Genomic DNA, 24231 nt, shown 5'->3' on the forward strand with positions numbered 1-24231 from the left:
TCAATATTTCAGTAGCGAGGGAGTAGCCGGTGAGCACGCCGACGATGGACGACGCCGCAAGGGTTTTCGCGGACCCGAAGGCCTACACCGACGAAGTCGGCCTGCATGCAGCACTGCGCCACCTGCGGGCCAACGCACCGGTGGCGTGGGTCGAGGTGCCCGACTACGCCCCGTTCTGGGCGATCACCAAGCATGCCGACATCATGGAGATCGAGCGGGCCAACGATGTGTTCACCAACTCGCCGCGGCCGGTGCTGGTCACGCGGGAGGCCGACGAGCAGCAGGCCGCCATAGGGATCAAGACGCTGATCCACATGGACGACCCGCAGCACCGCGACATCCGGGCGATCGGCGCCGACTGGTTCCGGCCCAAGGCCATGCGTGCCCTGAAAGAACGTGCCGACGAACTGGCCGCACAATTCGTCGACAAGATGGCGGACGAGGGACCCGAATGCGATTTCGTGCAACAGGTCGCGGTCAACTACCCGCTGTACATGATCATGAGTCTGCTGGGCGTACCGGAGGCCGACTTCGGTTCGCTGCTGCGCTGGACCCAGGAACTCTTCGGCAACGACGACGAAGAATTCCAGCGCGGGACGAGCAAGGAAGAGCAGATGATGGCGCTGCTCGAAATGTTCCAGTACTTCACCGAATTGACCGCCTCGCGGCGGGCGAACCCTACCGATGACCTTGCCTCGGCCATCGCGAATGCCACCATCAACGGTGAGCCACTCAACGACATCGAAACCGTCTCGTACTACGCCATCATCGCGGCGGCGGGGCACGACACCTCCAGCGCCAGCATCTCCGGCGGCATGCACGCCCTTGTCGAGCACCCGGACCAGTTGGCCCGGCTGCGCAATGATCCGAGCTTGATGCCGCTGGCGGTCGAGGAGATGGTCCGCTGGACCACCCCCGTCAAAGAATTCATGCGGACCGCCCAACGGGACTACGAACTTCGCGGAGTCCGGATCGCCGCGGGCGAGTCGGTGCTGCTGTCCTATGTATCGGCCAACCGCGACGAGGATGTCTTCGTCGACCCGTTCACCTTCGATATCGGGCGGGAAGCCAACAAGCACATCTCCTTCGGCTACGGCGTGCACTTCTGCCTCGGGGCCGCACTGGCCCGCCTCGAGGTGAACAGTTTCTTCACGGCGTTGCTGCCGCGTCTGGAATCGGTCGAGTTGGCAGGCACTCCCGCGCACATCGCGACAACCTTCGTCGGTGGTCTCAAGCACCTGCCGATCCGTTATCGGCTCAGTCGGTAGCCGCGAGGGTGCGCTGCGGGTACGGCGCGTCGACGTACAGACCCGCGGGGGATGGGCTAGCAGCAGCGGGCGCTCGGATTGGCGTCGGCGGCCGCGTGCCTCATGCGCCAGTACTCCCGCTCGGAGAGCACCTGCTCACCGGGATGGGTACGCCGGCGGTGCTCGAGGTAGCGCTGGTAGTGGTTGTCACCCATCAATGATGAGAAGTACCAACTGATTTTGCGTGCGACGGCGGTAACGCGTCCCATTGTTTCTGCACCTCCTTCTCGGCGGCGGTGGGGATCAGGCCCGATGGTGCGAACAGCCGCGACGGCACCGGGTCGTCGGCCGACAGCGGCCTGCCTTGCCCGCGTAGGGCGCGCAGCGCCACCACGACACCGGCGATGAACACGATGAGCACCAGCACCGCGAAGACGATCGACAGGGTGCCCTGGATGAACGTGTTGCGGATGACGGCGTCGAGCTGGGCGGGATTCTTGGCGGCACCGAAGGCGGTCTTGCCGGCCTCCTTCGCGGCGACGTACTGCGAATGTTGAGTCCAGTAGCCCACTTTGGGGTCGCCGGAGAAGATCTTCTGGAATGAGGCCGTCATCGTCACGATCAGGTCCCATAGCAACGGGACACCTGGAATCCAGGCCCACTTCACCAGCCCGCGTTTGATGATCACCACGGTCACCACCGTCAGGGCGATGGCGGCGAGCAACTGGTTGGCGATGCCGAACAACGGGAACAGCGTGTTGATGCCGCCGAGCGGATCGGTGACACCCATCAGCAGGATGCTGCCCCACGCCGCGACGACGATGATGCTGCAGACCCATGCGCCGAGGCGCCAGCTCGGGTCGCGCAGATTCTTCAGCGGTCCACCGAGATTGGCCAGGCCGTCGGACAACATGAACCGGGCAACCCGGGTGCCGGCGTCGACGGTGGTCAAGATGAACAGCGCCTCGAACATGATCGCGAAGTGGTACCAGAACGCCTTGAGACTTTCGCCGCCGAAGACCTGGTGCAGCACCTCGGACATGCCGAACGCCAGGGTGGGCGCGCCGCCGGTGCGGGAGACGACCGACTTCTCCCCGACCCCCTCCGCGGCCTCGGTGATCTCGGCGGCGGTGATCGGTGCGCCGGACAACCCGAGACCGTTGACGTAGTCGGCCGCTGCCTGCGCGGTGGTACCCGTCGCCGCGGTCGGCGCGTTGATCGCGAAGTACAGGTGCTGATTGAGGATCGCCGCGGTGATGAGAGCCATGATGGCCACGAACGACTCGGTCAGCATGCCGCCGTAGCCGATCAGCCGCATCTGGGATTCCTTCTCCAGCAGCTTCGGCGTGGTGCCCGAGGAGATCAACGCGTGGAATCCGGACAACGCACCGCAGGCGATGGTGATGAACAGGAACGGGAACAGCGCACCCGCGAACACCGGACCGGTACCGATGCTGGCGAAATGCGAGACCGCCGGGGCTTCCATGATGGGGCGGGCCAACAGGATCCCGATGGCCAGCAGCACGATGGTGCCGACCTTCATGAACGTGGACAGGTAGTCCCGGGGGGCCAGCAGCAGCCACACCGGCAGCACGGACGCGGCCAGGCCGTAGGCGATGATGCACCAGGACAAGGTCACCTTCGACAGGGTGAACCAGTCTGTTCCCCAATCGGTTTCGGCGACCCAACCGCCGGAGACCACCGCGAGCAGCAGCAGCGCGACACCGATCAGCGATACCTCGGACACCCGGCCCGGGCGCAGGAACCGCAGATACAAGCCCATGAAGACGGCGATCGGGATGGTCATGGTGATGGAGAAGACGCCCCACGGGCTCTCGGCGAGCGCATTCACCACCACCAGCGCCAGCACCGCGAGAAGGATCACCATGATCACCAGCACGCCGACGATCGCGGCGACACCGCCGATGCTGCCGAGTTCGTCGCGTGCCATCTGCCCCAGCGAGCGGCCGCGGCGGCGCACCGAGATGGACAGCACCAAATAGTCCTGGACACAGCCGGCGACCAAGGCACCGACGATGATCCAGATGGTGCCGGGCAGATACCCCATCTGCATGGCCAGCACCGGCCCGACCAGAGGGCCCGCGCCCGCGATGGCGGCGAAATGGTGCCCGAACAACACCCGCCGGTCCGTCGGCATGTAATCGGTGCCGTTCTCGAAGATCTCGGCCGGGGTGGCCTGATCGTCCCGTGGCTGGACGATCTTGTTCTCGATCAGCCGCGCATAGAACCGGAAGCCGATGACGTAGGTGCAGATGGCGGCGATGACGAACCAGACCGCGTTGACCGTCTCCCCGCGCACGAACGCGATGACCGCCCAGGCCACCGCGCCGAGCAGGCCGATGACACCGAAGATGATCCGGTGCCGCACCGTGATCGGCGAGCGGTCGATGACCGCGACCGGGGGAAGGTCCGTTTGGGTGCGGACGTAGGTGATATCGCCGTCGTGCTCTTCGAGGCGTTCAGGAGCGGACATGGGTCGATCCTCGCACCGAACAAAATCGCGCTGCGGCCGAACCGCCGGTTTGGACTCAACTGCCTCGTTCGTACAGGGCGCGCACGGTGTCGACGGTGTCGGCGTCGGCGGCGGGTTTGTCGTCGCGGTAGCGCAGCACCCTGGCGAAACGCAGCGCCATCCCGCCGGGATAACGCGTCGAGCCCTGCACCCCGTCGAAGGCGATCTCGACGACCTGCTCCGGGCGCACCGTCACCACGTACCCATCGGTGCTACCGACCGCGAGCTCGGTGAAGCGCTGGGTCTGCCAGTCCAGTATGGCGTCGGTCATGCCCTTGAACGTCTTGCCCAGCATCACGAATCCGCCCGTGGCCGGATCCAGCGCACCCAGGTGGATGTTGGACAGCTTGCCGGTGCGCCGCCCCGAGCCCCACTCCACCGCCAGCACCACGAGGTCCAGGGTGTGCACCGGCTTCACCTTCAGCCACCCGGATCCGCGCCGGCCCGCCTCATACGGCGAGGTGGGCGACTTCGCCATCACCCCTTCGTGACCCGCGGCCAGCGTCGACTCCAGGAATCGCGCGGCGGCATCAGGATCGGAGGTGCATAGTCGGTCCACCCGTCGGGTGGCCGGTACCACCCCGTCGAGGACGGCGAGTCGTTCGGTGATGGGCAGATCGAGCAGATCGGTGCCGTCGTGGTGCAGCAGGTCGAAGAAGAACACCGACAGCGGCTGCTCTCCTGGGGTCGAACTACCGAACCGGGATGCGGTGACCTGAAAGCGGTGAGGACGCCCGTCCGGTCGCAGCGCGATGGCCTCGGCGTCGGCGATGAGATCGGTGACCGGCAGGGCCAACGCCGCGTCGACCACCTCCGGTAGCCGTGCGGTGACGTCGTCGAGGCTGCGGGTGTACACCGTGACGGCGTCCCCGGTGCGGTGGATCTGAACCCTGGCGCCGTCCAGCTTCGCCTCGAAAACTGCGGTGCCGCCGAGCTTTTCGAGGGCATCGCCGACGCCGGTCGCGGTTTGCGCCAGCATGGGTCCGACGGGCCTGCCGACGGCGAGGGTGAACCGGGCCAGGCCGGCGCCGCCCTCGGACAGCGCAGCCACCGCGACCGTGGCGAGATCTCCGGACAGCATGGCCGCCCGGCGCACGTCGGCGCCGGGAACGCCGGCCGCCCGGGCAACGGCCTCGGCCATCACCCCGGCCAGCGCACCCTGCCGGAGCTCACCGGAGAGCAGCTTGCGCAGGAAGACCTGTTCGGTGGCGGTGGCCGTGGTGAACAGGTCGGCGAGCAACCGGCTACGCAGCGCCTGGGAGCCCTTGCCCGTGGTGGCCTTGATGAGCGACAGCGTCTCGTCGACACCGGAGACCGTCAGTGCCGGCGCGTCGGCCGGTTCGGGTAGCACCCGCAGGGCCGCCCAACCGACACCGATCTGGCGTTGCGGAAGCTCACCCGTCAGCCAGGACACCACGATGGCGACCTCGCCGGGATCGGTCCGGCTGAGTAGGTCGGCCACCCGTGCCGTCTTGGCCAGCCGCGAGGACGACGCGGCCACGTCGGTCGAGGCGTCCGCCACCGCACTGAGCAACATGGCTTCCACCGTGCCACGGCCGTGTGACAAGTCGGGACCTTCGGCTCTGTACTGGCGGCGCATCTCGGCAGAGCATGAGATCCATGCCGAACACACACGAACTCGACGTCCTCAACCGCAGGCAGTGCCTGGACCGGCTGCAGACCACCCGCGTCGGCCGGCTCATCTTCACCGAGGGCGCGCTGCCCGCGGTGCAGCCGGTGAACTTCCGGCTGTGGCGCGACGATGTGGTGATCAGGGTGGCCGGCGGGGCCAAACTGGCTGCTGCGGCGGATCATCAGGTGGTGGCGTTCGAGGCTGACGACCTCGATCAGGACCTGCGCTCCGGGTGGAGTGTGACGGTCGTCGGCCACGCCGAGCCGATCACCGGGGTCGATGATCTGGTCGAGGTGGCAGGCACTTTCGTCACGCCGTGGGTGACCGGCCATCGCGACCATTTCATCCGGATCAAGACCGAGCAGATGACGGGCCGGGAGTTCCGCGACTCCACAGGGCCGCGGTACCAGACGACCGACGTGAAACCGGTTACTTCACCGCGAAGTTGACGGTGTGCCAACCGGTCGCACCGTCGGGCACGACGTCTGCCAGATCGGCGGTCTGCACCGCACCGGTGTTGTCGGTGGCGCGCACCGAGATGTCGTGCAGCCCGGGTTGTTCGGCCTGCCAGTCGAAGCTCCACAGCCGCCAGGTGTCATTCGAGTAGGCGGCCCCGAGCGTGGCCGGCTGCCAGGGTCCGTCGTCGATGCGTACCTCGACCGCCCGCACCCCGCGGTTCTGCGCCCACGCCACCCCACCGAACCGGGCCGGCCCCTTCGGCACGTCGGCACCGCTGCGAGGCACGTCGATGCGGGACTGCGTCTTGATCGGGCCTTTCTCCGACCAGCCCAACCGGGTCCAATACGCCTCTGCCCGGTCATATCTGGTGAGTTCGAGGTCGACCACCCATTTGGTGGCCGAGACGTAGCCGTACAGGCCAGGCACCACCAGCCGCACCGGGTAGCCGTGCTCGACGGGCAGCGGCTGACCGTTCATGGTGATCGCCAACAGGGCATCGCGGTCGTCGGTGAGGGCCTGCACCGGCGTGCCCGCCGTGAAGCCGTCACTGGAGGTGGACAGCACCATGTCGGCGTCGGGATGCACGCCGGCTGCGGCGAGCAGGTCACGCACCCGGTAGCCGGACCACACGGCGTTGCCGATCAGGTCACCACCCACCGGGTTGGACACGCAGGTCAACGTGACCACCTTCTCGATCAGTTCGAAGGCGGTGAGATCGTCGAAGCGGTAGGTCTTTTCGTGATCGACCATGCCGTGGATGCGTAGCTCCCAGTTTCCGCGGGCCAGCTGCGGCACCGAGAGTGCGGTGTCGATCCGGTAGAAGTCGGCGTTGTCTGTCACGAAACTGGGCAGCGCAACACCCTCGGGTTGCACACCGGGGGGTACCGGCGGAGCGGGCTTGGCCAGCGGGGGCGGCGAGAACGCGTTGCGGTCGCCGGACACCGAGGTGAGCCGCCCGCCGTAGACCGAGCCCAGCGCCGCACTCAGCGTGCCCAGGCCGAGCAGTCCGAGCGCTGCGAGCGACAACCGCCGTCCCGGATCGGCTTCGGCTGATTCATGGGCGGATTCGTCGAGAAGCCGTCCCGAGACCAGGAACCGCAACGTGACGATGCCGGCCACCGCGCCGACGACGGTAGGGATCATGTCCATCGGGCCCGCTCCCGCGCGGGTGAGCACGGCCGCGCAACCGGCGGCTCCGGCGGCGGCGAACATCACGCTGCCGATCGGGAAACGGCGCCGCTCCAGCAGCCCGGCCAGCGCGGCCAGGATCGCGATGATGAGGAGCACCGCTACCGTGAGGAACAGCTTGTCGTTGGTGCCAAAGGTCTGGATCGCCCATTCCTTCACGGCTCCCGGGGTGTGGTCGATGACCGTGGAGCCGACGGCGGTGCGGGCATCTGCGGAGGCGCCGAGCGGGATGGCCGCCAGCGCGCTGACGCCGAGGGTGATGGCTGCAGCGGAGATCCCACAGAGCATGCGGGTGCCGGGAGCGATGGCTGTCACAGATCCACGCTAGCCGAGCGGAGTCCCCGAAAGGCTTACCGTAAAGTGTCGCGGGAAGGTCGGCGTTACAGTCTGACCCGATTGTGGAAACTGACACCGTGAACGCACCACCGTGAAAGGGAGCTAGATGGAGATCTCGGGCAAGAAGGCCGTCGTCGTCGGCGGGGCATCCGGCTTCGGCCGCGCCACCGCGGAGGCGTTGGCCAAGCGGGGGGCCAGCGTCGCCATCCTGGACCGGCCGCAGTCGAAGGGCAAGGATGTCGCCCAGGAGATCGGCGGCGCGTTCCACGAGGTGGACATCACCGACTTCGACGGCACGGAGAAGGTTCTCGAGGCGGCCGTCGCCGACCTGGGCGGGCTGCACATCGCGGTCACCACCGCCGGCGGCGGTATCGGTGAGCGCACGGTCAAGAAGGACGGTCCGCACAGCCTGGAGTCGTTCCGCAAATCGATCGACCTCAATCTCATCGGCACCTTCAACATCAGCCGATTGTCGGCGTGGCACATGAGCAAGAACGAACCGGTCGACGAGGAGGCCGAGGAGCGCGGCGTCATCATCAACACGGCGTCCATCGCCGCGTTCGAAGGCCAGATCGGCCAGATCGCCTACACCGCATCCAAGGCCGCCATCGCCGGGATGTGCCTGACCATGGCAAGAGATCTCGGCAGCTTGGGTATTCGCGCCTTGGCCATCGCGCCGAGCCTGTTCGCGACCGGACTGACCGAGGGCATCCCGGATGAGTTCGCCGCCGTGCTGACGAAGGACGCGGCCTTCCCGAAGCGCCTCGGCAAGCCCGAGGAGTACGCCAAACTCGCGGTGGCGATCGTCGAGAACCCGATGCTCAACGGGCAGTGTGTACGGCTGGACGCCGGCCAGCGGTTCGCCCCGAAGTAAACGTCTGCCGAAGCCGGCGTGATCGGTTGCCGATGCGGCCTCCGATCGCGCCGGCTGACGCATAGCGGCAGCTCACTGATTTCCAAGCCGATTCCAAGCATGCGCACTACTGTTTGCCCATGCTCAAGCGAATCGCCGCGGCGTGCGCCGCGGTCGTGATGGTGGCCGCCTGCGGCGGTCCCAAGGTCGAGATCCCCAAATCCTCGGCAATGGCCGTCAAGCCCGACACCAGCGGGATCAAGGTGCAAGGTGATGCGTCGGGTCCGCTGAATCAGCTGGCCGTCGAGGCCATCGCCGACCTGCAGTCGTTCTGGGGCAAGGAATTCCCCGACCTGTACGGCAAGGACTACGAACCCGTCGCGGGCGGGTTCTTCGCGGTGGACCCGTCCTCGGGAGAGACGCCGCCGTGCGCCGCCGGCCCCGAAGACGTCGCGGGCAACGCCTTCTACTGCGGCTCCAAGGACGTCGTCGCCTGGGATTCGACCGGCTTGTTCCCCGACCTGCAGTCCAAATACGGCGATTTCGTCATCCCGGTGGTCATGGCCCACGAGTGGGGGCACGCGGTGCAGGCGCGGTCGAACTTCACCGCGCGGACCGTCACCAGGGAACTGCAGGCGGACTGCTTCGCCGGTGCCTGGGCCCGGCATGCCAAGGACGACAAGGTCTTCGAGGTGACCAGCGGGGAACTGGACACCGCGCTGGCCGGCATCCTGGATCTGCGTGACCCGGTGGGCACCGACAAACTCGACCCGTCCGCGCACGGCAGCGGATTCGACCGCGTCGGCGCCTTCCAGGACGGTTTCGACAACGGCCTGCAGCGGTGCAAGGACTACCGCGACGACGACCCGATGGTGCTGGCGCTGCCGTTCGCCGACCCCGAGGACGCCGCCCGCGGCGGCGACGCCCCCTACGAGTCCATCACCAACGGTGTGCCGTATGACCTGGAGGACTACTGGACCCACGTGTATCCGGAGATCTCCAACGGGAAGGAGTGGCCGCCGGTGCACGGACTGGAGCCGTTCGACCCATCCAGCCCGCCGAACTGCGGCGACCAATCCACCGAAGGCTTCTCGCTGTTCTACTGCGTGCCCGACGATTACATCGGCTGGGACGACAAGCAGACGATGCCGCGGGTGTACGACCAGGGCGGCGACTACGCGGTGGCCACGCTGCTGGCCACCCAGTACGGGCTGGCGGCCCTGACCCGACTGGGTGACGACTCCGATGTGAAGACCTCGACCGCGCGGGGCGACTGCTTCGCCGGTGCCTACACCGCCAGCGTCATCCTGCACAACCGCGAGGAGACCAGCACCTGGTCCATCTCACCGGGTGACCTCGACGAGGGGATCAAGGCGCTGCTCGTGTTCCGCGGCGACGAGGATGCCGACCGCCAGGGCGCAGGATTCGACCGGGTGCGCGCGTTCCGCGAAGGCGTCATCAACGGTGCCGAGGCATGCACGGAGTACCAGCACTGACCTCCGTCACGCGTCTCATCGATAGGTGTCCAGTCCGAGCTTGACGGCCAGGCCGAGTCCGGCGACCGCGATGAGCAGGCGCAGCGGGGTCGCCGGGGCATGGCGAACCACCACCGGCCCCAGCCGCGAGCCGATCAGGCAGCCCAGCCCCAGCGGGATGACGGCGGCCCAACTCACCGGGGCGAACAGGACGAAACCGAGCGCCGCCACCCCGTTGGCGATGCCGAGCACCACGTTCTTGGTGGAGTTGGCGTCGGCCAGGCTGGGACTGCCGGTGCGCAGGAACATGGCCAGCAGCAGCACCCCGGCCGCGGCCCCGAAGAACCCGCCGTAGACGCAGATCGCCAATACGAGAAGTCCTTGCAGCACACGGTGTCTGGTGCTGCGGGGCCGGTCGGCGTCGTTGCGGATCGGCAGGGCGATCGCTACCGAGGACGCCGCCAGGAGCACCGGCACCACGTTCTCGAACCCTTCGGCGGGAATCGACAGGAGCAGCGCAGCGCCGGCCGCGCCGCCGAGCGCGGCCAGGGGCACCATCCGGCGCAGCTTGGCGCCCTGGCCCTTCAGTTCGGGCAGCGAGCCCCACACCGATCCGACGCCGTTGAACACCAGTGCGACGGTGTTGGTGACGTTCGCGGCCACCGGGGGCAATCCGACGAGCAGCAGCGCCGGATAGGTGGACACCGACGCCAGCCCGGCGATGCTGCCGGCGAGGCCGCCGCCGATTCCGGCGGCGACCAGGAGCAGCATTTCCGACCACGTCACCGGCCCATCCTGGCGCAGCGACCGGTCCGGGCAGGAATCCCGCCCCCGGGTCGCGGAGGCGGGATCTCGGTGCCCGCGTACTACTTCTTCTTGGGCGAAACCAGGGCGTCAACTGGGTCGGGGGCGCCGTCGCGGTCCTTGACGACGCGGTAGGCGACGAAGCCCACGACCAGGGTCAGTGCGACGAAGATCACCGCGAAGTACTGCAGGAACCACGAATCGCCCGCCGGGTTGTAGACCTCCTGTCGCGGCCAGCCGATGTTGACGACCAGCAGGCCGCCCATGACCACCGCGACGAGGTTGACCGGGATGCCCCACTTGCCCAGGTCCATGACGGGCTTTCCGTGCGAGAGGCTGGTCCCGCGGAGCCGGTGCACCAGCGCGGGCACCGTCACCATCAGGTAGGCCAGGTAGACGATGACCACCGACACCGACGCGATGGCCAGGAACACACTGGCCTGGCCCAGGTTGACCAGCAGCACGCCGATGGCCAGCGTGGACACCGCGATGCCGGTGATGACCGGGGTGCCGGTGCGCTTGTTCACCTTGGCCAGGAGCTTGCCGAACGGCAGCCGGTTGTCGCGGGCCATCGAGAACATCACCCGTGAGGCCGAGGCCTGGATGGCCAGCGTGGCGGAGAACATCGCGACCGCGACCAGGCCCAGCAGCGTCTTGCCCAGCCAGGTGTCCAGTTGGCTCTCGATGACCCAGGCCATGCCGCCGGTGGCCAGGTCGTCACCCAGTTCGGGTGCCGACATGAGTGCCGCCACGATCATCAGGCCGCCACCGATGAAGGACACCAGCAGGGCGTTGACGATGGCCTTGGGAGCGGTCCGCCGTGGATCCCTGGTCTCTTCGGAAAGCTCTGCGGCACTGTCGAATCCGTACATCACGTAGGCGGCCATCAGCATGGATGCCAGGAACGCGGGCAGGTAGCCCAGGCCGCTGCCGTGACCGCCGGTGTCGACCACCGCCTGCACCGGGGTGCGCTCGGCGTTCCAGAACATCGCACCGATGATGAGGAAGACGCCGATGATCTCCAGCGTCACGCCGGTGACCGTGATGCGCGCCATGAACCGCACTCCGGCGGCGCTGATGACGGTGCACAGGACGATGGTGATGCTGCCCAGGATGATGCCGTTGGTGGCACCGTCCACCGACAGCGGATCCATGTCGGTGCCGACGACCTGGAAGCCACTCCAGATCGGGGGAAGCACGGTCTGCATGGCGATCGCCAGCGCCGCGATGGACACGATGTAGCCGATCAGCATGAACCAGCCGGCGAACCAGCCGACGGCGTTACCGGCCAGGCGCCGGGACCACTGATAGATGGCACCCGCCACGGGGAACTTGCCGGACAGTTCGGCGAAGACCAGGCAGACGCAGAACTGACAGATGAACACGATCGGCCAGGTGAAGAAGAAAGCGGGGCCGCCGAGGGCGAAGCCGAGCGGGAAGAAGGCGAAGACGGTGGTGAGGATCGAGACGAAGGAAAAGCCGGCGGCGAAGGCGGCGTAACCGCCGATGCCGCGGTGCAGTTCCTGCGTATACCCGAGCTCCTCGAGGGTGGCGGCGTCCTCCTGTGAGGAGATCGCCGGGTCGAAGGGGGCGGTCATGCTGTGCTCCTGGGTGGTGGTAATAACTATCGTGCGATAGAAATTAGCGTGTGTTTTTGTTTCCCGCATTTCGGAACTGTCACATTTGTGTGACCTGCGCCCAGGGAGCGTGCGAGTGACAATCAATTCCGTGCCTCCCGACAGCCCCTCCGGGCGCGGCATCGCCGCAGCCCTCGCAGTCATCGATGCTGCCAGCGATGAGGCGGATCTGCGCGCCGGAGTCGAGCGGGCCAAACTCGCGGTCACCGAGGAACTGGCGGCGCACACGCCAGCGCAGGCATTGGCGGCGGGCTGGTCGGAGGTCCTGCGCCACGGCGTCGCCGCCGCCGTGGCACTGACGCCCGGCGATGACGAACGTGAATCTCGCTGGTTCGTCTCCGGCAGTGTGGCGCGCGGCGAGGCGGCGCCCGGCTCGGACGTCGAGACGATGGTCGCCTTGGCCGACAGCGTGTCCGAGGACCGCAAGGCGGCCCTGATGGCACGGGCCGCCGACGTACACGCCCTGCTGGAGCGGTGCGGCGTCCAGGGGGACGGCAACGGGGTGCTGGGCAGCCGGCCGCGGTTCTGCCGCCGGATGCAGAGTTGGACCGAGGGCATCGAACGCTGGTCCGCCGATCCTCGCGAAGACCGGGGCGTGGTGATGACCGGACTGGTGGCCGACGCGGCCGGGCTGGCGCCGGACGGCGCGGACGTCCTTCGCGCTGCCACCGTCGCCGCGGTGGGACGGCACTATCCGGTGCGCAAGGCGATGCTCGACGACGCCACCACCCTGCGGGCCGGCTTCCCGTCGCGGCTGCGCATCTTCGCCCGGAACGCCGACACGGTCGACATGAAGCTCGCGATGGTGGATCCGGTGGTCAAGATCGCCCGCTGGGCCGGGCTGTCGGCGGGCTCGGTGACGGTGTCCACCCTTGGCCGCCTCGACGCGGCCGGGGCCGCCGATATCCTTGATGCCGAAGATGTTTCGACCCTGAACGAGTGTTTCCTGTGGTTGACCCGATTCCGCTGGCGCATGCGGACCGGGCCGTGGCTGCAGGGCAGGCCGGTCTCGGACGTCATCGCGCTGACCGACATCGCCCCGCATGAGCGCGCCGGGTTGCGGGGCGTGCACCGCGAGGTGGCGGGGATCTGCCGCAAGCTCACCTTCCTGGCCTCTACCTCGGCGTACCGGTAGTGACATCCGGCGCGGTGCGCCAGACCGTCGCCGCTGCGCGGCTGGAGGGGTGGGGGCCCACCGCCGAACAACTCGACGACCTGGGCAGGCTGGGGCGCGCGGAACTGACGTTCGGGGAGTATCTGGCCGGCTACCGCGCTCGGTACCCACCCGCGGCGCCGCCTGCGCGCCGGTGGGTGCTGCGCCGCCGCGTTCCCTATCTGATTCCCGGAACGACATTGTTACGCAACAACTTCGGGCTCGTTGAGCAGGCGGCGCTGACCGAGCTGGAATTTGTCGCGACCGCGGGCCGCATGCTCGCGTGGCAGCAGCGGATCGGCGCCGGGCTGGTGGGTGCCGCCGATCTGGACGCCCGGGTGATCCACCAGCAGGTGTTTGCCGATGTGTATGCCTGGGCGGGGGAGTACCGGGTCACCGAACTGCGGCGCGGCGACGCGGCATTCGGATGGCAGGCCGACATCGCGCCGCAGATGGACGCTGTCACCGGGCACGCCCGCCGGGTGGCGGCCGACCGGCCCGCCGATGCGCCCGCGCTGGCCTATGAACTGTCGCGGTTGTACGCCGACTACAACCAGATACACCCGTTCCGGGAAGGCAACGGCCGCACCGGGACGCTGCTGCTGCACACCGTGTCGGCGCTGTGCGGGTATCCATTCGACCTGTCGGGCCTCACCCGCGCCGACTGGTACAGCGCCTCGGCGGACAGCATGCCGTTCCGTCGCGACGGCCAGGCCAACCACCGGCCCTTCATCCCGCTGCTGGTGCGCGCGCTCGGCTAAACGGGTTGCAGAGACCGCGGGGTAGCCGCTAGCCTCGCGGACGTGCATCGCAATGTCGTAGTAGCCATCCCCAGCGGGGTCTGATCCGGACCGACCCCCCGCTGTGGGTCGGACGCTACTACCCGTCGGTCGCCTCTTCTGAGCCGAAAGACCGACATCATGAGCACCCTCACCACCACTCTCACCGGGCCTCGTTTCGCCGACTTCTTCGACACCCCGCTGCCGCGCGGCCTGCGTGAACTGGCCGGCGACATGTCCTGGGACGACGTCGCCGCGACGTTCTCCAGCACCGGTCCGCTGAGCCTGGACGAGCAGACGGCCGCGTCGCTGGCCGCCGCGCCGGGCCCGCTCGCCGCGCTGACAGCGCTGCTCTACGACCAGGGTTTTGCCGTCGAGATGCTGAACTTCCACCAGTTGCGGGCCGGCGGGCAGACCGCGACCTTCATCCGTGGCACCGACGGGGTGCGCACCGAATGGGCCATCGGCTGGTCGGAGTCCCCGACACAGTCGGCGCTGCGGGCGTTCACCGCCTGCGCGAACCGGCTCGCTTAAACGCCGAAAGGCCAGTTGTTGCACGGCTTCTCGCGAAGTGTGTGCAACAACTGGCCTGTCGAACCCGATGCGTCAGCGGATCGGGCGCAGCACGATCGGCATGCCATCGATCGGCACGGGCATGCCGCCGTAGTCGTAGTGCGGCTGGTAGCCCTTGTGGGGCAGCTCGAGGCGGTAGCGGCGCAGCAGCCGGTGCATGACCGTCTTGATCTCCAGCTGGCCGAACACCATGCCGATGCACTTGTGGGCGCCACCGCCGAAGGGGGCGAACGCGTAGCGGTGCTTCTTGTGCTCGTTGCGCGGCTCGGCGAAGCGGGCGGGATCGAACTTCTCCGGGTCGGTCCACAGCTCGGGCAGCCGATGGTTGATCGACGGCCACGTCATGACGTTGGTGCCGGCGGGCAGGTAGTAGCCCAGGATGTCGGTGTCGCGCACGGTCTGGCGGAAGTTGAACGGCAGCGGGGTCTGCATCCGCAGCGCCTCGTTGATCACCAGGTCGTAGGTTTCCAGCTTCTCCAGCGACTCGATGTCCAGCGGGCCGTCGCCGATCCGGTCGGACTCCTCACGGCAGCGCTCCTGCCATTCGGGGTTGGCCGCCAGGTGGTAGGCCATGGTCGTCAGCGTCGAGGTCGACGTGTCGTGGGCGGCCATCATCAGGAAGATCATGTGGCTGACGATGTCCTCGTCGGTGAACCGCTGACCGTCCTCGTCCTCGGCATGGCACAGCACGCTGAACATGTCGGTGTCCCGCGAGGCCCGCTTCTCGGCGATGCGGCTGTTGAAGTAGTTCTCCAATGTCTCGCGCGCCTTCACGCCACGCCACCAGCTCAGCGGCGGCACCGGCTTGCGGACGATCGCGTTGCCCGCGCGGGTGGTGGTGGTGAAGGCGTGGTTCACCGTGGTGACGAGTTCGCGGTCGGCGCCCGGCTCATGGCCCATGAACACCACCGAGGCGATGTCCAGCGTCAGCTCCTTGACGGCGGGGTAGAACAGGAAGCGCCGGTCGTTGGCCACCCAGTCGTTGGCCAGCACCTGGCTGGCAACGCTGTCGATGTGCTCGACGTAGCCGGTGAGCCGGCTGCGGGTGAACGCCTCCTGCATGATCCGGCGGTGGAACATGTGGTCGTCGAAGTCGCGCAGCATCAGCCCGCCGTCGAAGAACGGACCGATCACCGGGTCCCAGGCGCGCTGCGAGAAATCCTTGTTGCGGTTGGAGAACACGGCCTGGGTGGCATCCGGGCCGATCGTCAGCACCGCGGGCAGTACGGGGGAGAACATGTAGTGCACCGGGCCGTACTTGCGGTACAGGTGCAGGATGAAGTCCGGGCCGCCGCGGAACATCTCGATCATGTGCCCGAACACCGGCAGGCCGGAGTCGCCCATGATCGTCTTGAGGCCGCTGCCGGGGGGCGCCGGGGCCAGCGGGAACTCGTTCCACTCCCGCTCCAGCAACCTCTTCTCGATGGCGCCCATCCCGGGGATCGTCACCGGGGTCGGGGTCAGGCGTCGTTTGGCCTGATCGAGAAGGTAGGCCGGAGTGTTGATTGCGGGCATCGTTGGAGCTCCTGAGAAGATCGTCGGGCTAACAGACCTGTGGTCGATGTCACTCGTAGATGTCATCCTGTATGCCAGACTTGACGCATGTCAAGTTTTGTTCTGGCGCGTCGCGATGTAAAGGTCTAAACCATGACTGCACAGCCGGAACCTGCGCCAGATTCGCCGGTCCGTCGCAGCCGGGGGGACCGGCAACGCGATGCCATCGTCGCGGCCGTCCGCGCACTGCTGGAGGAAAAACCGTTCGCCGACCTGTCGGTGAGCATGATCAGTGAGCGGGCCGGCGTGGCCCGGTCGGGCTTCTACTTCTATTTCGACACCAAGTACGCGGTGCTCGCGCAGATCCTGGACGAGGCGACGCGGGAACTCGAAGAGCTCACCCACCACTTCGCGCCCCGCAGTCCCGGGGAGACGCCGGCCGCCTTCGCCAAGCGGATGGTCGGCAGCGCGGCCCTGACCTTTGCCCACAACGACCCGGTGATGTCGGCCTGCTACGCCGCCCGGGCGACCGACGCCGAGATCCGCCGCATCCAGGACGAGCAGATGCTCGCCGTGATCAAGCAGATCATCGCCGTGGTCGAGAACGAGATGACGGCCGGCACCGCCCACCCGATCTCCGAGGACATCCCGACGCTGATCCGGACCCTCGGTGCCACGACGGTGATGGCGTTCTCCGGGGACCTGCCGTTCTCGGGGCCCGGCGAAGACCGGGACCGCATCGTCGGGGTGCTGGAGAAACTGTGGTTGCACGCGTTGTGGGGCGGCAACGCCGTCTGATCCGGTACCGCCGGTAGCATCTGGGCCATGCCGGATACGTTCGCGGGCAAACGGTGTCTTCTGACAGGTGCGGCCAGCGGAATCGGCCGCGCCACCGCCCTGCGGCTGGCCGCCGAAGGCGCCGAGTTGTTCCTCACCGACCGAGATGCCGACGGGCTGGCGGTCACCGCCGCCGATGTGGAGGCACTCGGCGGCATCGTCGGGGCCTACCGGGCCTTCGACATCACCGACTTCGACGCGGTCTGCGCGTTCGCCGACGACGTCCACGCCGCCCACGGGTCGATGGACCTGGTGTGCAACATCGCCGGGATCTCGGCCTGGGGCACCGTGTCGACGCTGACCCATCAGCACTGGAAGTCCATGATCGACGTGAACCTGATGGGGCCCATCCACATCATCGAGACGTTCCTGCCGCCGATGGTGGCCGCACGCCGGGGTGGACACCTGGTCAACGTGTCGTCGGCGGCAGGCATCGTCGCGCTGCCCTGGCATGCGGCCTACAGCGCCAGCAAGTACGGGCTGCGCGGACTGAGCGAGGTGCTGCGTTTCGATCTGGCCCGGCACCGCATCGGGGTGTCGGTGGTGGTGCCGGGTGCGGTCAAAACCGGTCTGGTGCAGACGATTCAGATCGCCGGCGTAGACCGGGAGGATCCCCGGGTGGCCAAGTGGGTGGACCGGTTCGCCGGCCATGCGGTGTCCCCGGAGCACGCCGCGGCCAAGATCCTCGACGGTGTCGCGCGCAACCGTTTCCTCATCTACACCTCGTCCGACATCCGGGCGCTGTACCTGTTCAAGCGGGTCGCCTGGTGGCCCTACAGCGTGAGCATGCGACGGGCGAACCTGCTGTTCACCCGGGCGCTGCGGCCGGACGGGTCCGCTACCCGCGCTTGATGCCCAGCGCGTCGGTCATGGTGAAGAACAGATCGGTCTGATCGGTCAGCGCCACCACATTCGCCGCGCGCGGACCGTAGGCCGCCAGCCGCACCTGGGTGCCGGTGTGGGTCTGGTCCTCGACACCGACGTCGGCCGAGGTTCCGTAGCTGACCACCATGTCCGCGTCGTCGGCGGTGGTGAGCACCCGGGTCAGGCCGGGGTACATGATGTCGCGCACCCGCTCGATGGGCTGCTTGGATTCCTCGGCGATGTCGGCCAGGTCGTCCTGGGAGATCGGCTCGACGATCTGGCTGCTGTGTCCGTGATCGGCGGTCGCGATGACCAGGGTGTTGCCGTCGGACTTGGCGAACTCCAGGGCCTTCTGCACGGCGGCGTCGAACGCCACCGTCTCACCGATCTGGCCGCACGGGTCGGCCATGTGGTCGCGCTTGTCGATCGAGGCGCTCTCCACCTGCAGGAAGAAGCCCTTGGCAGGATCTTTTTCGGAAGTTCCTGTCCGAGCCTTGAGCAGGTCGATGGTCTTCTGCGTCATGGCCGCCAACTCCGGCACCTGCGCACCCCGTTTGGGATTGGGCCCGCACGTGGCGGCCGGCTGCAGGTAGCCCTGCCGCACGGCGGCGGGGCCGGTCCAGCTCACCGGCATGTTGCCGTCGTCGAACAGGCCCAGCAGCGGGGCGTCCTGGTCGGCCTTGGTCACCGCATCGAGTTCGGTTGCGGTGCGGACGATCTGGTAGCCGCGCTCCTTGGCCTGGACCTCGAGCGTCTTGCCCTTGTAGTCGCCGCCGGTGGCCGTCTCGGCGAACGTCTTGGCGCCACCACCCATGGTGATGTCGGGCCGGGCCACCAGCATCTGCTCGGTGATCGAACCGGGTCCGCCGTTCTCCAGGGCTTCCTTGCCGCAGTCCTTCGCGGTCTTGACCGGTCCGTAGCAGCCGCGTTTGGTTATGTGTGAGAACAATGCGGCCGGGGTGGCGTCCTGGATCTCTGAGGTGGTGATGTCTCCGGTCGCGAAGCCTTGCTCCCTGGCGAGTTCCAGGATCGTCTTGTGCGGGTTGGCCCCGATGTCGATGCCCAGGGCGCCGTTGTAGGTCTTGGTGCCGGTGCTCCAGCCGGTGGCGCTCGCCGCGGAATCGGTGACGTAGTCCGGTTTCCCGTCCTTGCGCAGGGCATAGGTGGTGTACTGCCCGGTCAGCGGCAGGGCATCCAGTCCGGTGAAGAAGCCGCCCGCGCCGCGGTCGTAGTTGCGGGCCAGGGTGATCTCGGAGTCGCCCATCCCGTCACCGATCAGCAGGATGACGTTCTTCGCGCCGGAGGCGTTGATGGCGTCGCGGATCGCACCGCTCTGGTCGCCGTCGAATCGGCGCGCGCCCCCGGTGGCGGAGAGGTCGCCGGATGCCGCGCGCTGGACCGGGTTACCGTTCGACTCCGCTTTCTCGTCGCTGCTGCACGCTGCGAGCGGAAGGGCCGCCGCGGCCGCGATGACGGCGATCGTCTTGAGATGGCCACTGATGCGCACCACTGGTTCCCCCTGGTCCCCGATTCGTGGAATCGACGGCGGAATTCAACGGCACCCGGGTGAACGCGGGTTGACGAGTACGCGAACGGCTATCGCTTACCCCAGTCCCACGGTGGAGCGCTGAGCATGGTCTGCCCGTCGACACGGGTTTCGCCCCACTCCTTGTACAGCGCCAGTTCCGAGTCCGCGGCGAGCCGATCCACCAGTGCGGCGGCATGGGTGATGACGACGACCTGGGTTCGGGTGGCGGTCGAGCGGATCATCTCGGCCAGCGGTGCGACGAGGTCGGGATGCAGCGAGGTCTCCGGCTCGTTGAGGACCATCAGAGACGGTGGCCGGGGGCTGGACAACGCGGCGCCCCAGAGCAGGAAACGCAGTGTGCCATCGGACAATTCGGCGGCCCGCAGCGGACGGAGCATGCCCTGTTGGTGCAGGTTCAGCTCGAAGAGTCCGTCGTGCACGGCGACGGAGAGGGTGGCCCCGTCGAATGCGTCGGCCACCGCCCGGGTCAGGTCGTCCTGGCCCACTTCGAGGATGGTCTGCACGGCGGCGGCCAAGTCGGCACCGTCATCGGAGAGCACCGGGGTGCGGGTGCCGATCTGCGGGCGGCGCGCCGGTGCCGCCGAGTCGACCCGGAAACCGTCGTAGAAGCGCCAACCACGCAGCCGGTCCCGCACGGCCGCCAGTTCGGGATGCGTTCCCGGATGGGCGAACTCGGACAGCACGCTGTGGTAGGTGGGCAGGCCGCGGGTGAGTTGGTCGAAGCCGCGGCCGGACTCCGCGCCGACCTCGGCGTACTCCCCGGCGCGGCGGATCAGGATGGTCGCAGGCCGGGCCACCGCACCGGCGAACACCGCTTCGCGTTTGATCTCGGGATCCCGGGCGAACGCCGAGTTCGGCCCGGCGTACTGGGGCAGGCCGAGGTCGATCAGATAACCGAAATCGTCGGAGGCGAAGCCCAGTTCCAGCGACACCGGCCGGGTGCGGGTGGTGCCGGTGCTCTCGCCGGTACGGCGGGCGCCCTTGGTCTGCTCGGGCCCCGCCCACAGCACCGACTCCAGTCCGCCCTCACGGGCCAGTGAGCCGATCACCGCGCCGCGCCCGCAGTCGGCGAGCAACCGCAGCGCTCGGTACACCGACGATTTGCCGGTGCCGTTCGCGCCGGTGATGACGGTCAGCGCGCCCAACGGCAGGGTGAGATCACGCAGCGACCGGTAGCCGCGGACCGCGACGGTGCTCAGCACGGCATCTCCAGTTCCAGCCGCACCCCGAGCAGCCGGATCGGTCGGTCCAGTTCGAACTCGCCGAGCAGAGCCAGTGCGGTGGCGACGATGGGTTCTGCGTCGTTGCCCGCGGTGGCGAGTTTGCGAATCTTGGTGCGGGTGAAGAACGTCTTGGTGCGCACCGTGACCGCGACCCGGGTGACGGTGCGGCCGGCCTCGACGATCTCGGCCAGCGTGCGGTGCGCCAGTTCGACCACGGCGGCGTCCATCTCGGCTCGGTCTATGAGGTCCTGCGGGAACGTCACCACGTGGCTGCGCGACCGTGGGACCCATGCTTCGGTGCTGACGGTGTCGTCGCCACCGCCCTTGGCCAGCAGCAGGATCCAGAGACCGGTGCTCGGCCCGAATGCGGCGGTGAGTGTGGTCGCGTCGGTGGTGGCCAGATCGGCGACGGTGGTGACACCCAGGGTGGCAAGTTTTTTCGACGTCTTGGGCCCGACGCCCCAGAGGGCGTCGACCGGACGGTCACCCATGACCGACATCCAGTTGGCATCGGTGAGCCGGAAGACCCCTGCGGGCTTGCCGAATCCGGTGGCCACCTTGGCACGCTGTTTGTTGTCACTGATCCCGACCGAGCACGACAGCCCGGTCTCGGCGGCGATCACGGTGCGGATCCGTTCGGCGAGGTCGAACGGATCCGCCACGGCCGCACCGATATACGCCTCGTCCCAGCCCCACACCTCCAGGGGGTGACCGAGGTCGCGCAGCAGGCTCATCACCTGTTCGGAGGCTTCGTCGTAGGCGGCCGGATCCGACGGGAGGAATGTGGCCTCCGGGCATTTTCGGGCCGCCGTGCGCAACGGCATGCCCGCGTGCACGCCGAACTCACGCGCCTCATAGGAGGCGCAGGTGACCACCTTGCGAGGTTCGGCGGGGTCACCCGAGCCTCCGACGATCACCGGCAGGCCGACGAGTTCGGGATGCCGCCGCAGTTCGACCGAGGCCAGGAACTGGTCCAGGTCGACGTGCAGGATCCAGGGTTTCATGTGCCGCAGAGCTTGCGGGCCACGCTTTCCCATGCGTCGCCGAGGCGGTCGAGGTCCTGGCCGCGATCGTTGACCTGATGTTCGATGTAGTCCGCGTCCAGCAGTGCCACCAGTGCGTCGGCCTGTGCGTTGAGATCACCTGTGGTACCGGCAGATTCGAGCAACATCCGGACGTGGGTGTGGTGCAGCGTGGCGGGGGAGTTGAACCGCATCTGCGGGTCACGGTTGGCATCCGAGAGCAGCGCGTAGTGCGTGCGGACGAATCGCAGCCGTTCCCGTCCGTAGGCCAGCAGGCGATCCAAGGGCGGGGCGCCGGGCCCCAGCGGTGGTGGACCGAACATGAAGGCCTGCTGTTCGGCCTTCTCGTCCTCGTCGAGCAGCACGATCATGAGGCCGGCCCGGCTGCCGAAGCGCCGGAACAAGGTGCCCTTGCCCACCCCGGCGGCTGCGGCGACGTCGTCCATCGACATGCCGTCGGCGCCGCGTTCGGCGATGAGTCGGCGTGCCGCGTCCAGCAGCAGCGCGCGATTGCGCGCGGCGTCGCCGCGTTCGTGCGCGACGGCGCCGGTCAGCGGCAGCGCTATCAGGGGTTCAGGGGCGCCCATACCTGCACTTTAACTCAGCCGGAATTATTCGGACCACAGTCCGGTTAAGGTGTGTGACGATGGAAACGACCGTACAGACTGGGGAGTGAAAATGTCGGAGACGAAGGTGTTGGTTCTGCTGGGTAGCTTGCGCGCCGCATCGCTGAATCGCCAACTGGCCGAACTGGCCGTCGAGTCCGCCCCGGACGGGGTGACCTTGAGCCTTTACGAGGGCCTCGGCGACCTGCCGCATTACAACGAGGACATCGACAACGAGGACGTGCCCGCCTCGGTGGTGGCACTGCGTGATGCCGCCGCCGTCGCCGATGCGGCCCTGGTGGTCACCCCCGAATACAACGGCAGCATCCCCGGCGTGCTCAAGAACGCCATCGACTGGCTGTCGCGCCCGTGGGGCAACGGCGCGCTGAAGGACAAGCCGCTGGCTGTCATCGGAACCGCGCTGGGCCAGTTCGGCGGTGTGTGGGCGCATGACGAGACCCGCAAGTCGTTCGGCATCGCGGGTCCGCGGGTGATCGACGAGAAGCTGTCGATCCCGTCGAAGGCGTTCGACGGGAAGCATCCGCGCGAGACCGCCGATGTGGCGGCGAGCGTGCGCGACGTGGTGGGCAAGCTGGCCGCCGAGGTCGGCTGAGCCAGTTGGCGATCCCGCCACCGGCCCCTCGATGACGCAATAGACTGCCGTCTCTAGGGGCCGGCGCGCCGGTTCGGCTCCCAGACGTGGGATGTTGACGGGCGACTGATGGCCACAGTCCTGGCGTACACCTCTCCAGCGCTGGGCAATCTGTATCCGATTGTCGCGCTGCTGATCGAGTTGCGTCGTCGCGGTCATCGCATCGTGTTGCGCACCCTGGAATCCGGGGTGCCGATCGGGCTGGGCGCTGGTTTCGACGCAGCGCCGATCGATCCGCGGATCGAAGCGGTGCAGATGACCGATTGGACGGCGCGCACCGGGCTCGGCACGATCAAGCGGGCCTTCGACGTCTTCGGCGAGCGCGCCGAGCTCGAGGTACGCGACGTTCAGGCAGCCATCGGTGCGGCTGCGCCCGACGTTGTCATCCTCGACTGCAACTGTTGGGGAGCTCCGGCAGCAGTCGAGGCGGCGGGCCTGCTGTGGGCGACGTTCTGGGCCTACCCGCCGTACCTCACCTCACGTTCTTCGCCGCCCTTCGGGCCCGGGTTGCTGCCCCATGCGGGGATGTTCGGGCGGCTGCGCGACGGCGTGTTGAGCATGGTCACGCGGGGACTCGTCGAGCGGGCGATGATCGAACCGATCAACCACATCCACCGGGGACTCGGCCTCGCGCCCGTGCGCTCCGCTGACGAATTCGTGATGCGTGCGCCGCTGATTCTGGTGGGAACCGCAGAGCCGTTCGAATACGCCCATCCCGACTGGGACGAGCGTGTCGCCATGATCGGGCCGTGTGAATACCGGCCGCCGGCCGGCGCGGCGATGGACGTGCTCGCGATCCGCGACCGCCCTGTGGTCCTGGTGACCACGTCCTCGGAACGTCAGGGCGACGACGGGTTGCCGATCACCGCGCTCGCGGCGCTGGCCGACGAGCCGGTACATGTCGTGGCGACATTTCCGTGCGGTGTGCCCGAGGGCCTCGCCGTTCCGGCCAACGCGACGGTGCGGCGCATCGTCGATCACGGGGCGTTGCTCGACCACGCGGTGTGCGCGATCACCCACGGCGGTATGGGCGTCACGCAGAAGGCCCTGGCCCGAGGAGTCCCGGTGTGCGTAGTGCCCTACGGGCGTGACCAATTCGAGGTGGCGGCGCGTGTGGTGGTGTCGGGGAGCGGGACCCGGCTGAGCCGGCGACGACTGACCGCCTCGCGGCTGCGTTCCGCGGTCGCCGAAGCGATGACGATGTCGGGTGGCGCGGCCCGGGTGGCCGCGGGGCTCGCCGCCGCCGGAGGTGTCACGCGCGGCGCGGACCTGCTCGAGCGACGACTGCTCGACACCGCAGGCGCTGAGGCCTGAA

General features: G+C 67.9%; 22 protein-coding genes. 11 read left to right on the forward strand and 11 right to left on the reverse strand.

Annotation, left to right across the window (positions count from 1 at the left end; all coding sequences use genetic code 11):
* Positions 1-29: 29 nt before the first annotated feature.
* Complete coding sequence (locus AC1DY7_RS18130; RefSeq protein ID WP_477495093.1) at positions 30-1268, forward strand: cytochrome P450; 1239 nt, start codon at positions 30-32, stop codon at positions 1266-1268.
* Positions 1269-1324: 56 nt separating this feature from the next.
* Here the strand turns inward: AC1DY7_RS18130 and AC1DY7_RS18135 are convergent, their stop codons facing one another.
* Genes AC1DY7_RS18135 through AC1DY7_RS18145 form a run of 3 tightly spaced genes read right to left on the reverse strand, consistent with a single transcriptional unit; the run spans position 1325 to position 5317 of the window.
* Positions 1325-1516 (reverse strand): YbdD/YjiX family protein, encoded by a 192-nt coding sequence (locus tag AC1DY7_RS18135; protein ID WP_477495094.1) that lies wholly within the window; start codon positions 1514-1516, stop codon positions 1325-1327.
* Positions 1462-3741 (reverse strand): carbon starvation CstA family protein, encoded by a 2280-nt coding sequence (locus AC1DY7_RS18140; RefSeq protein ID WP_477495095.1) that lies wholly within the window; start codon positions 3739-3741, stop codon positions 1462-1464. Before AC1DY7_RS18140 ends, AC1DY7_RS18135 begins: the two co-directional genes overlap by 55 nt.
* 55 nt (positions 3742-3796) lie before the next feature.
* Positions 3797-5317 (reverse strand): ATP-dependent DNA ligase, encoded by a 1521-nt coding sequence (locus AC1DY7_RS18145; protein WP_477495262.1) that lies wholly within the window; start codon positions 5315-5317, stop codon positions 3797-3799.
* A gap of 83 nt (positions 5318-5400) precedes the next feature.
* On the opposite strand from AC1DY7_RS18145, the gene AC1DY7_RS18150 reads away from it, so the two are divergent.
* Entirely contained in the window at positions 5401-5862 is a 462-nt protein-coding gene (locus AC1DY7_RS18150; protein ID WP_477495096.1) for a pyridoxamine 5'-phosphate oxidase family protein, read from the forward strand.
* Here the strand turns inward: AC1DY7_RS18150 and AC1DY7_RS18155 are convergent.
* Complete coding sequence (locus AC1DY7_RS18155; protein WP_477495263.1) at positions 5843-7348, reverse strand: molybdopterin-dependent oxidoreductase; 1506 nt, start codon at positions 7346-7348, stop codon at positions 5843-5845. The two genes, AC1DY7_RS18150 and AC1DY7_RS18155, sit on opposite strands and share 20 nt — an antisense overlap.
* A gap of 154 nt (positions 7349-7502) precedes the next feature.
* On the opposite strand from AC1DY7_RS18155, the gene AC1DY7_RS18160 reads away from it, so the two are divergent.
* Together AC1DY7_RS18160 and AC1DY7_RS18165 are read left to right on the forward strand one after the other, a co-directional pair.
* The gene (locus AC1DY7_RS18160; protein WP_477495097.1) at positions 7503-8270 is read left to right on the forward strand and encodes an SDR family NAD(P)-dependent oxidoreductase; all 768 of its coding nucleotides are present in this window, start codon (positions 7503-7505) and stop codon (positions 8268-8270) included.
* A gap of 119 nt (positions 8271-8389) precedes the next feature.
* Positions 8390-9745, forward strand: coding sequence for a neutral zinc metallopeptidase (locus AC1DY7_RS18165; RefSeq protein ID WP_477495098.1), 1356 nt, complete (start codon positions 8390-8392; stop codon positions 9743-9745).
* 15 nt (positions 9746-9760) lie between these two features.
* On the opposite strand, the gene AC1DY7_RS18170 is transcribed toward AC1DY7_RS18165, so the two are convergent.
* Positions 9761-10495 carry a sulfite exporter TauE/SafE family protein gene (locus tag AC1DY7_RS18170; protein ID WP_477495264.1) on the reverse strand — a complete coding sequence of 245 codons (735 nt, stop codon included), beginning with the start codon at positions 10493-10495 and terminating at the stop codon, positions 9761-9763.
* A gap of 95 nt (positions 10496-10590) precedes the next feature.
* Entirely contained in the window at positions 10591-12126 is a 1536-nt protein-coding gene (locus tag AC1DY7_RS18175) for an amino acid permease (protein WP_477495099.1), read from the reverse strand.
* A 130-nt stretch (positions 12127-12256) separates the two neighbouring features.
* Here AC1DY7_RS18175 and AC1DY7_RS18180 point away from each other — a divergent pair, with 130 nt between their 5' ends.
* From AC1DY7_RS18180 to AC1DY7_RS18190, 3 genes are all read left to right on the forward strand, one after another.
* Positions 12257-13300, forward strand: a complete 1044-nt coding sequence (locus AC1DY7_RS18180; RefSeq protein ID WP_477495265.1) for a putative nucleotidyltransferase substrate binding domain-containing protein — start codon at positions 12257-12259, stop codon at positions 13298-13300.
* Entirely contained in the window at positions 13300-14079 is a 780-nt protein-coding gene (locus AC1DY7_RS18185) for a Fic family protein (RefSeq protein WP_477495100.1), read from the forward strand. Before AC1DY7_RS18180 ends, AC1DY7_RS18185 begins: the two co-directional genes overlap by 1 nt.
* Before the next feature lie 159 nt (positions 14080-14238).
* Positions 14239-14631 (forward strand): homocitrate synthase, encoded by a 393-nt coding sequence (locus AC1DY7_RS18190; RefSeq protein ID WP_477495101.1) that lies wholly within the window; start codon positions 14239-14241, stop codon positions 14629-14631.
* 72 nt (positions 14632-14703) lie between these two features.
* Here AC1DY7_RS18190 and AC1DY7_RS18195 read toward each other — a convergent pair whose 3' ends face one another.
* Positions 14704-16185, reverse strand: a complete 1482-nt coding sequence (locus AC1DY7_RS18195) for a cytochrome P450 (protein ID WP_477495102.1) — start codon at positions 16183-16185, stop codon at positions 14704-14706.
* Between the two features lie 132 nt (positions 16186-16317).
* Between AC1DY7_RS18195 and AC1DY7_RS18200 the strand changes: the two genes are divergently transcribed.
* Together AC1DY7_RS18200 and AC1DY7_RS18205 are read left to right on the forward strand one after the other, a co-directional pair.
* Positions 16318-16962 carry a TetR/AcrR family transcriptional regulator gene (locus tag AC1DY7_RS18200; RefSeq protein WP_477495103.1) on the forward strand — a complete coding sequence of 215 codons (645 nt, stop codon included), beginning with the start codon at positions 16318-16320 and terminating at the stop codon, positions 16960-16962.
* 27 nt (positions 16963-16989) lie between these two features.
* Entirely contained in the window at positions 16990-17853 is an 864-nt protein-coding gene (locus AC1DY7_RS18205; protein ID WP_477495104.1) for an SDR family oxidoreductase, read from the forward strand.
* Here the strand turns inward: AC1DY7_RS18205 and phoA are convergent.
* The 4 genes from phoA to AC1DY7_RS18225 form a co-directional block, all read right to left on the reverse strand.
* Positions 17840-19372 carry an alkaline phosphatase gene (phoA, locus tag AC1DY7_RS18210; protein WP_477495266.1) on the reverse strand — a complete coding sequence of 511 codons (1533 nt, stop codon included), beginning with the start codon at positions 19370-19372 and terminating at the stop codon, positions 17840-17842. The genes AC1DY7_RS18205 and phoA overlap by 14 nt on opposite strands.
* An 89-nt stretch (positions 19373-19461) precedes the next feature.
* A complete protein-coding gene (locus AC1DY7_RS18215) occupies positions 19462-20616 on the reverse strand; it encodes an AAA family ATPase (RefSeq protein WP_477495105.1) in 1155 nt (384 codons plus the stop codon).
* On the reverse strand, positions 20610-21641 hold the full coding sequence (locus tag AC1DY7_RS18220; RefSeq protein ID WP_477495106.1) for a DNA polymerase IV: 1032 nt from the start codon (positions 21639-21641) through the stop codon (positions 20610-20612). The genes AC1DY7_RS18215 and AC1DY7_RS18220 overlap by 7 nt, the downstream gene beginning before the upstream one ends.
* On the reverse strand, positions 21638-22246 hold the full coding sequence (locus AC1DY7_RS18225) for a TetR/AcrR family transcriptional regulator (protein WP_477495107.1): 609 nt from the start codon (positions 22244-22246) through the stop codon (positions 21638-21640). Before AC1DY7_RS18225 ends, AC1DY7_RS18220 begins: the two co-directional genes overlap by 4 nt.
* 91 nt (positions 22247-22337) lie before the next feature.
* Between AC1DY7_RS18225 and AC1DY7_RS18230 the strand changes: the two genes are divergently transcribed.
* Both AC1DY7_RS18230 and AC1DY7_RS18235 read left to right on the forward strand, forming a co-directional pair.
* Positions 22338-22877 (forward strand): NADPH-dependent FMN reductase, encoded by a 540-nt coding sequence (locus AC1DY7_RS18230; RefSeq protein WP_477495108.1) that lies wholly within the window; start codon positions 22338-22340, stop codon positions 22875-22877.
* 108 nt (positions 22878-22985) lie between these two features.
* Complete coding sequence (locus AC1DY7_RS18235) at positions 22986-24230, forward strand: glycosyltransferase (RefSeq protein WP_477495109.1); 1245 nt, start codon at positions 22986-22988, stop codon at positions 24228-24230.
* Position 24231: the final 1 nt, after the last annotated feature.

It is taken from the genome of Mycobacterium sp. P2_H7, from assembly GCF_056403275.1.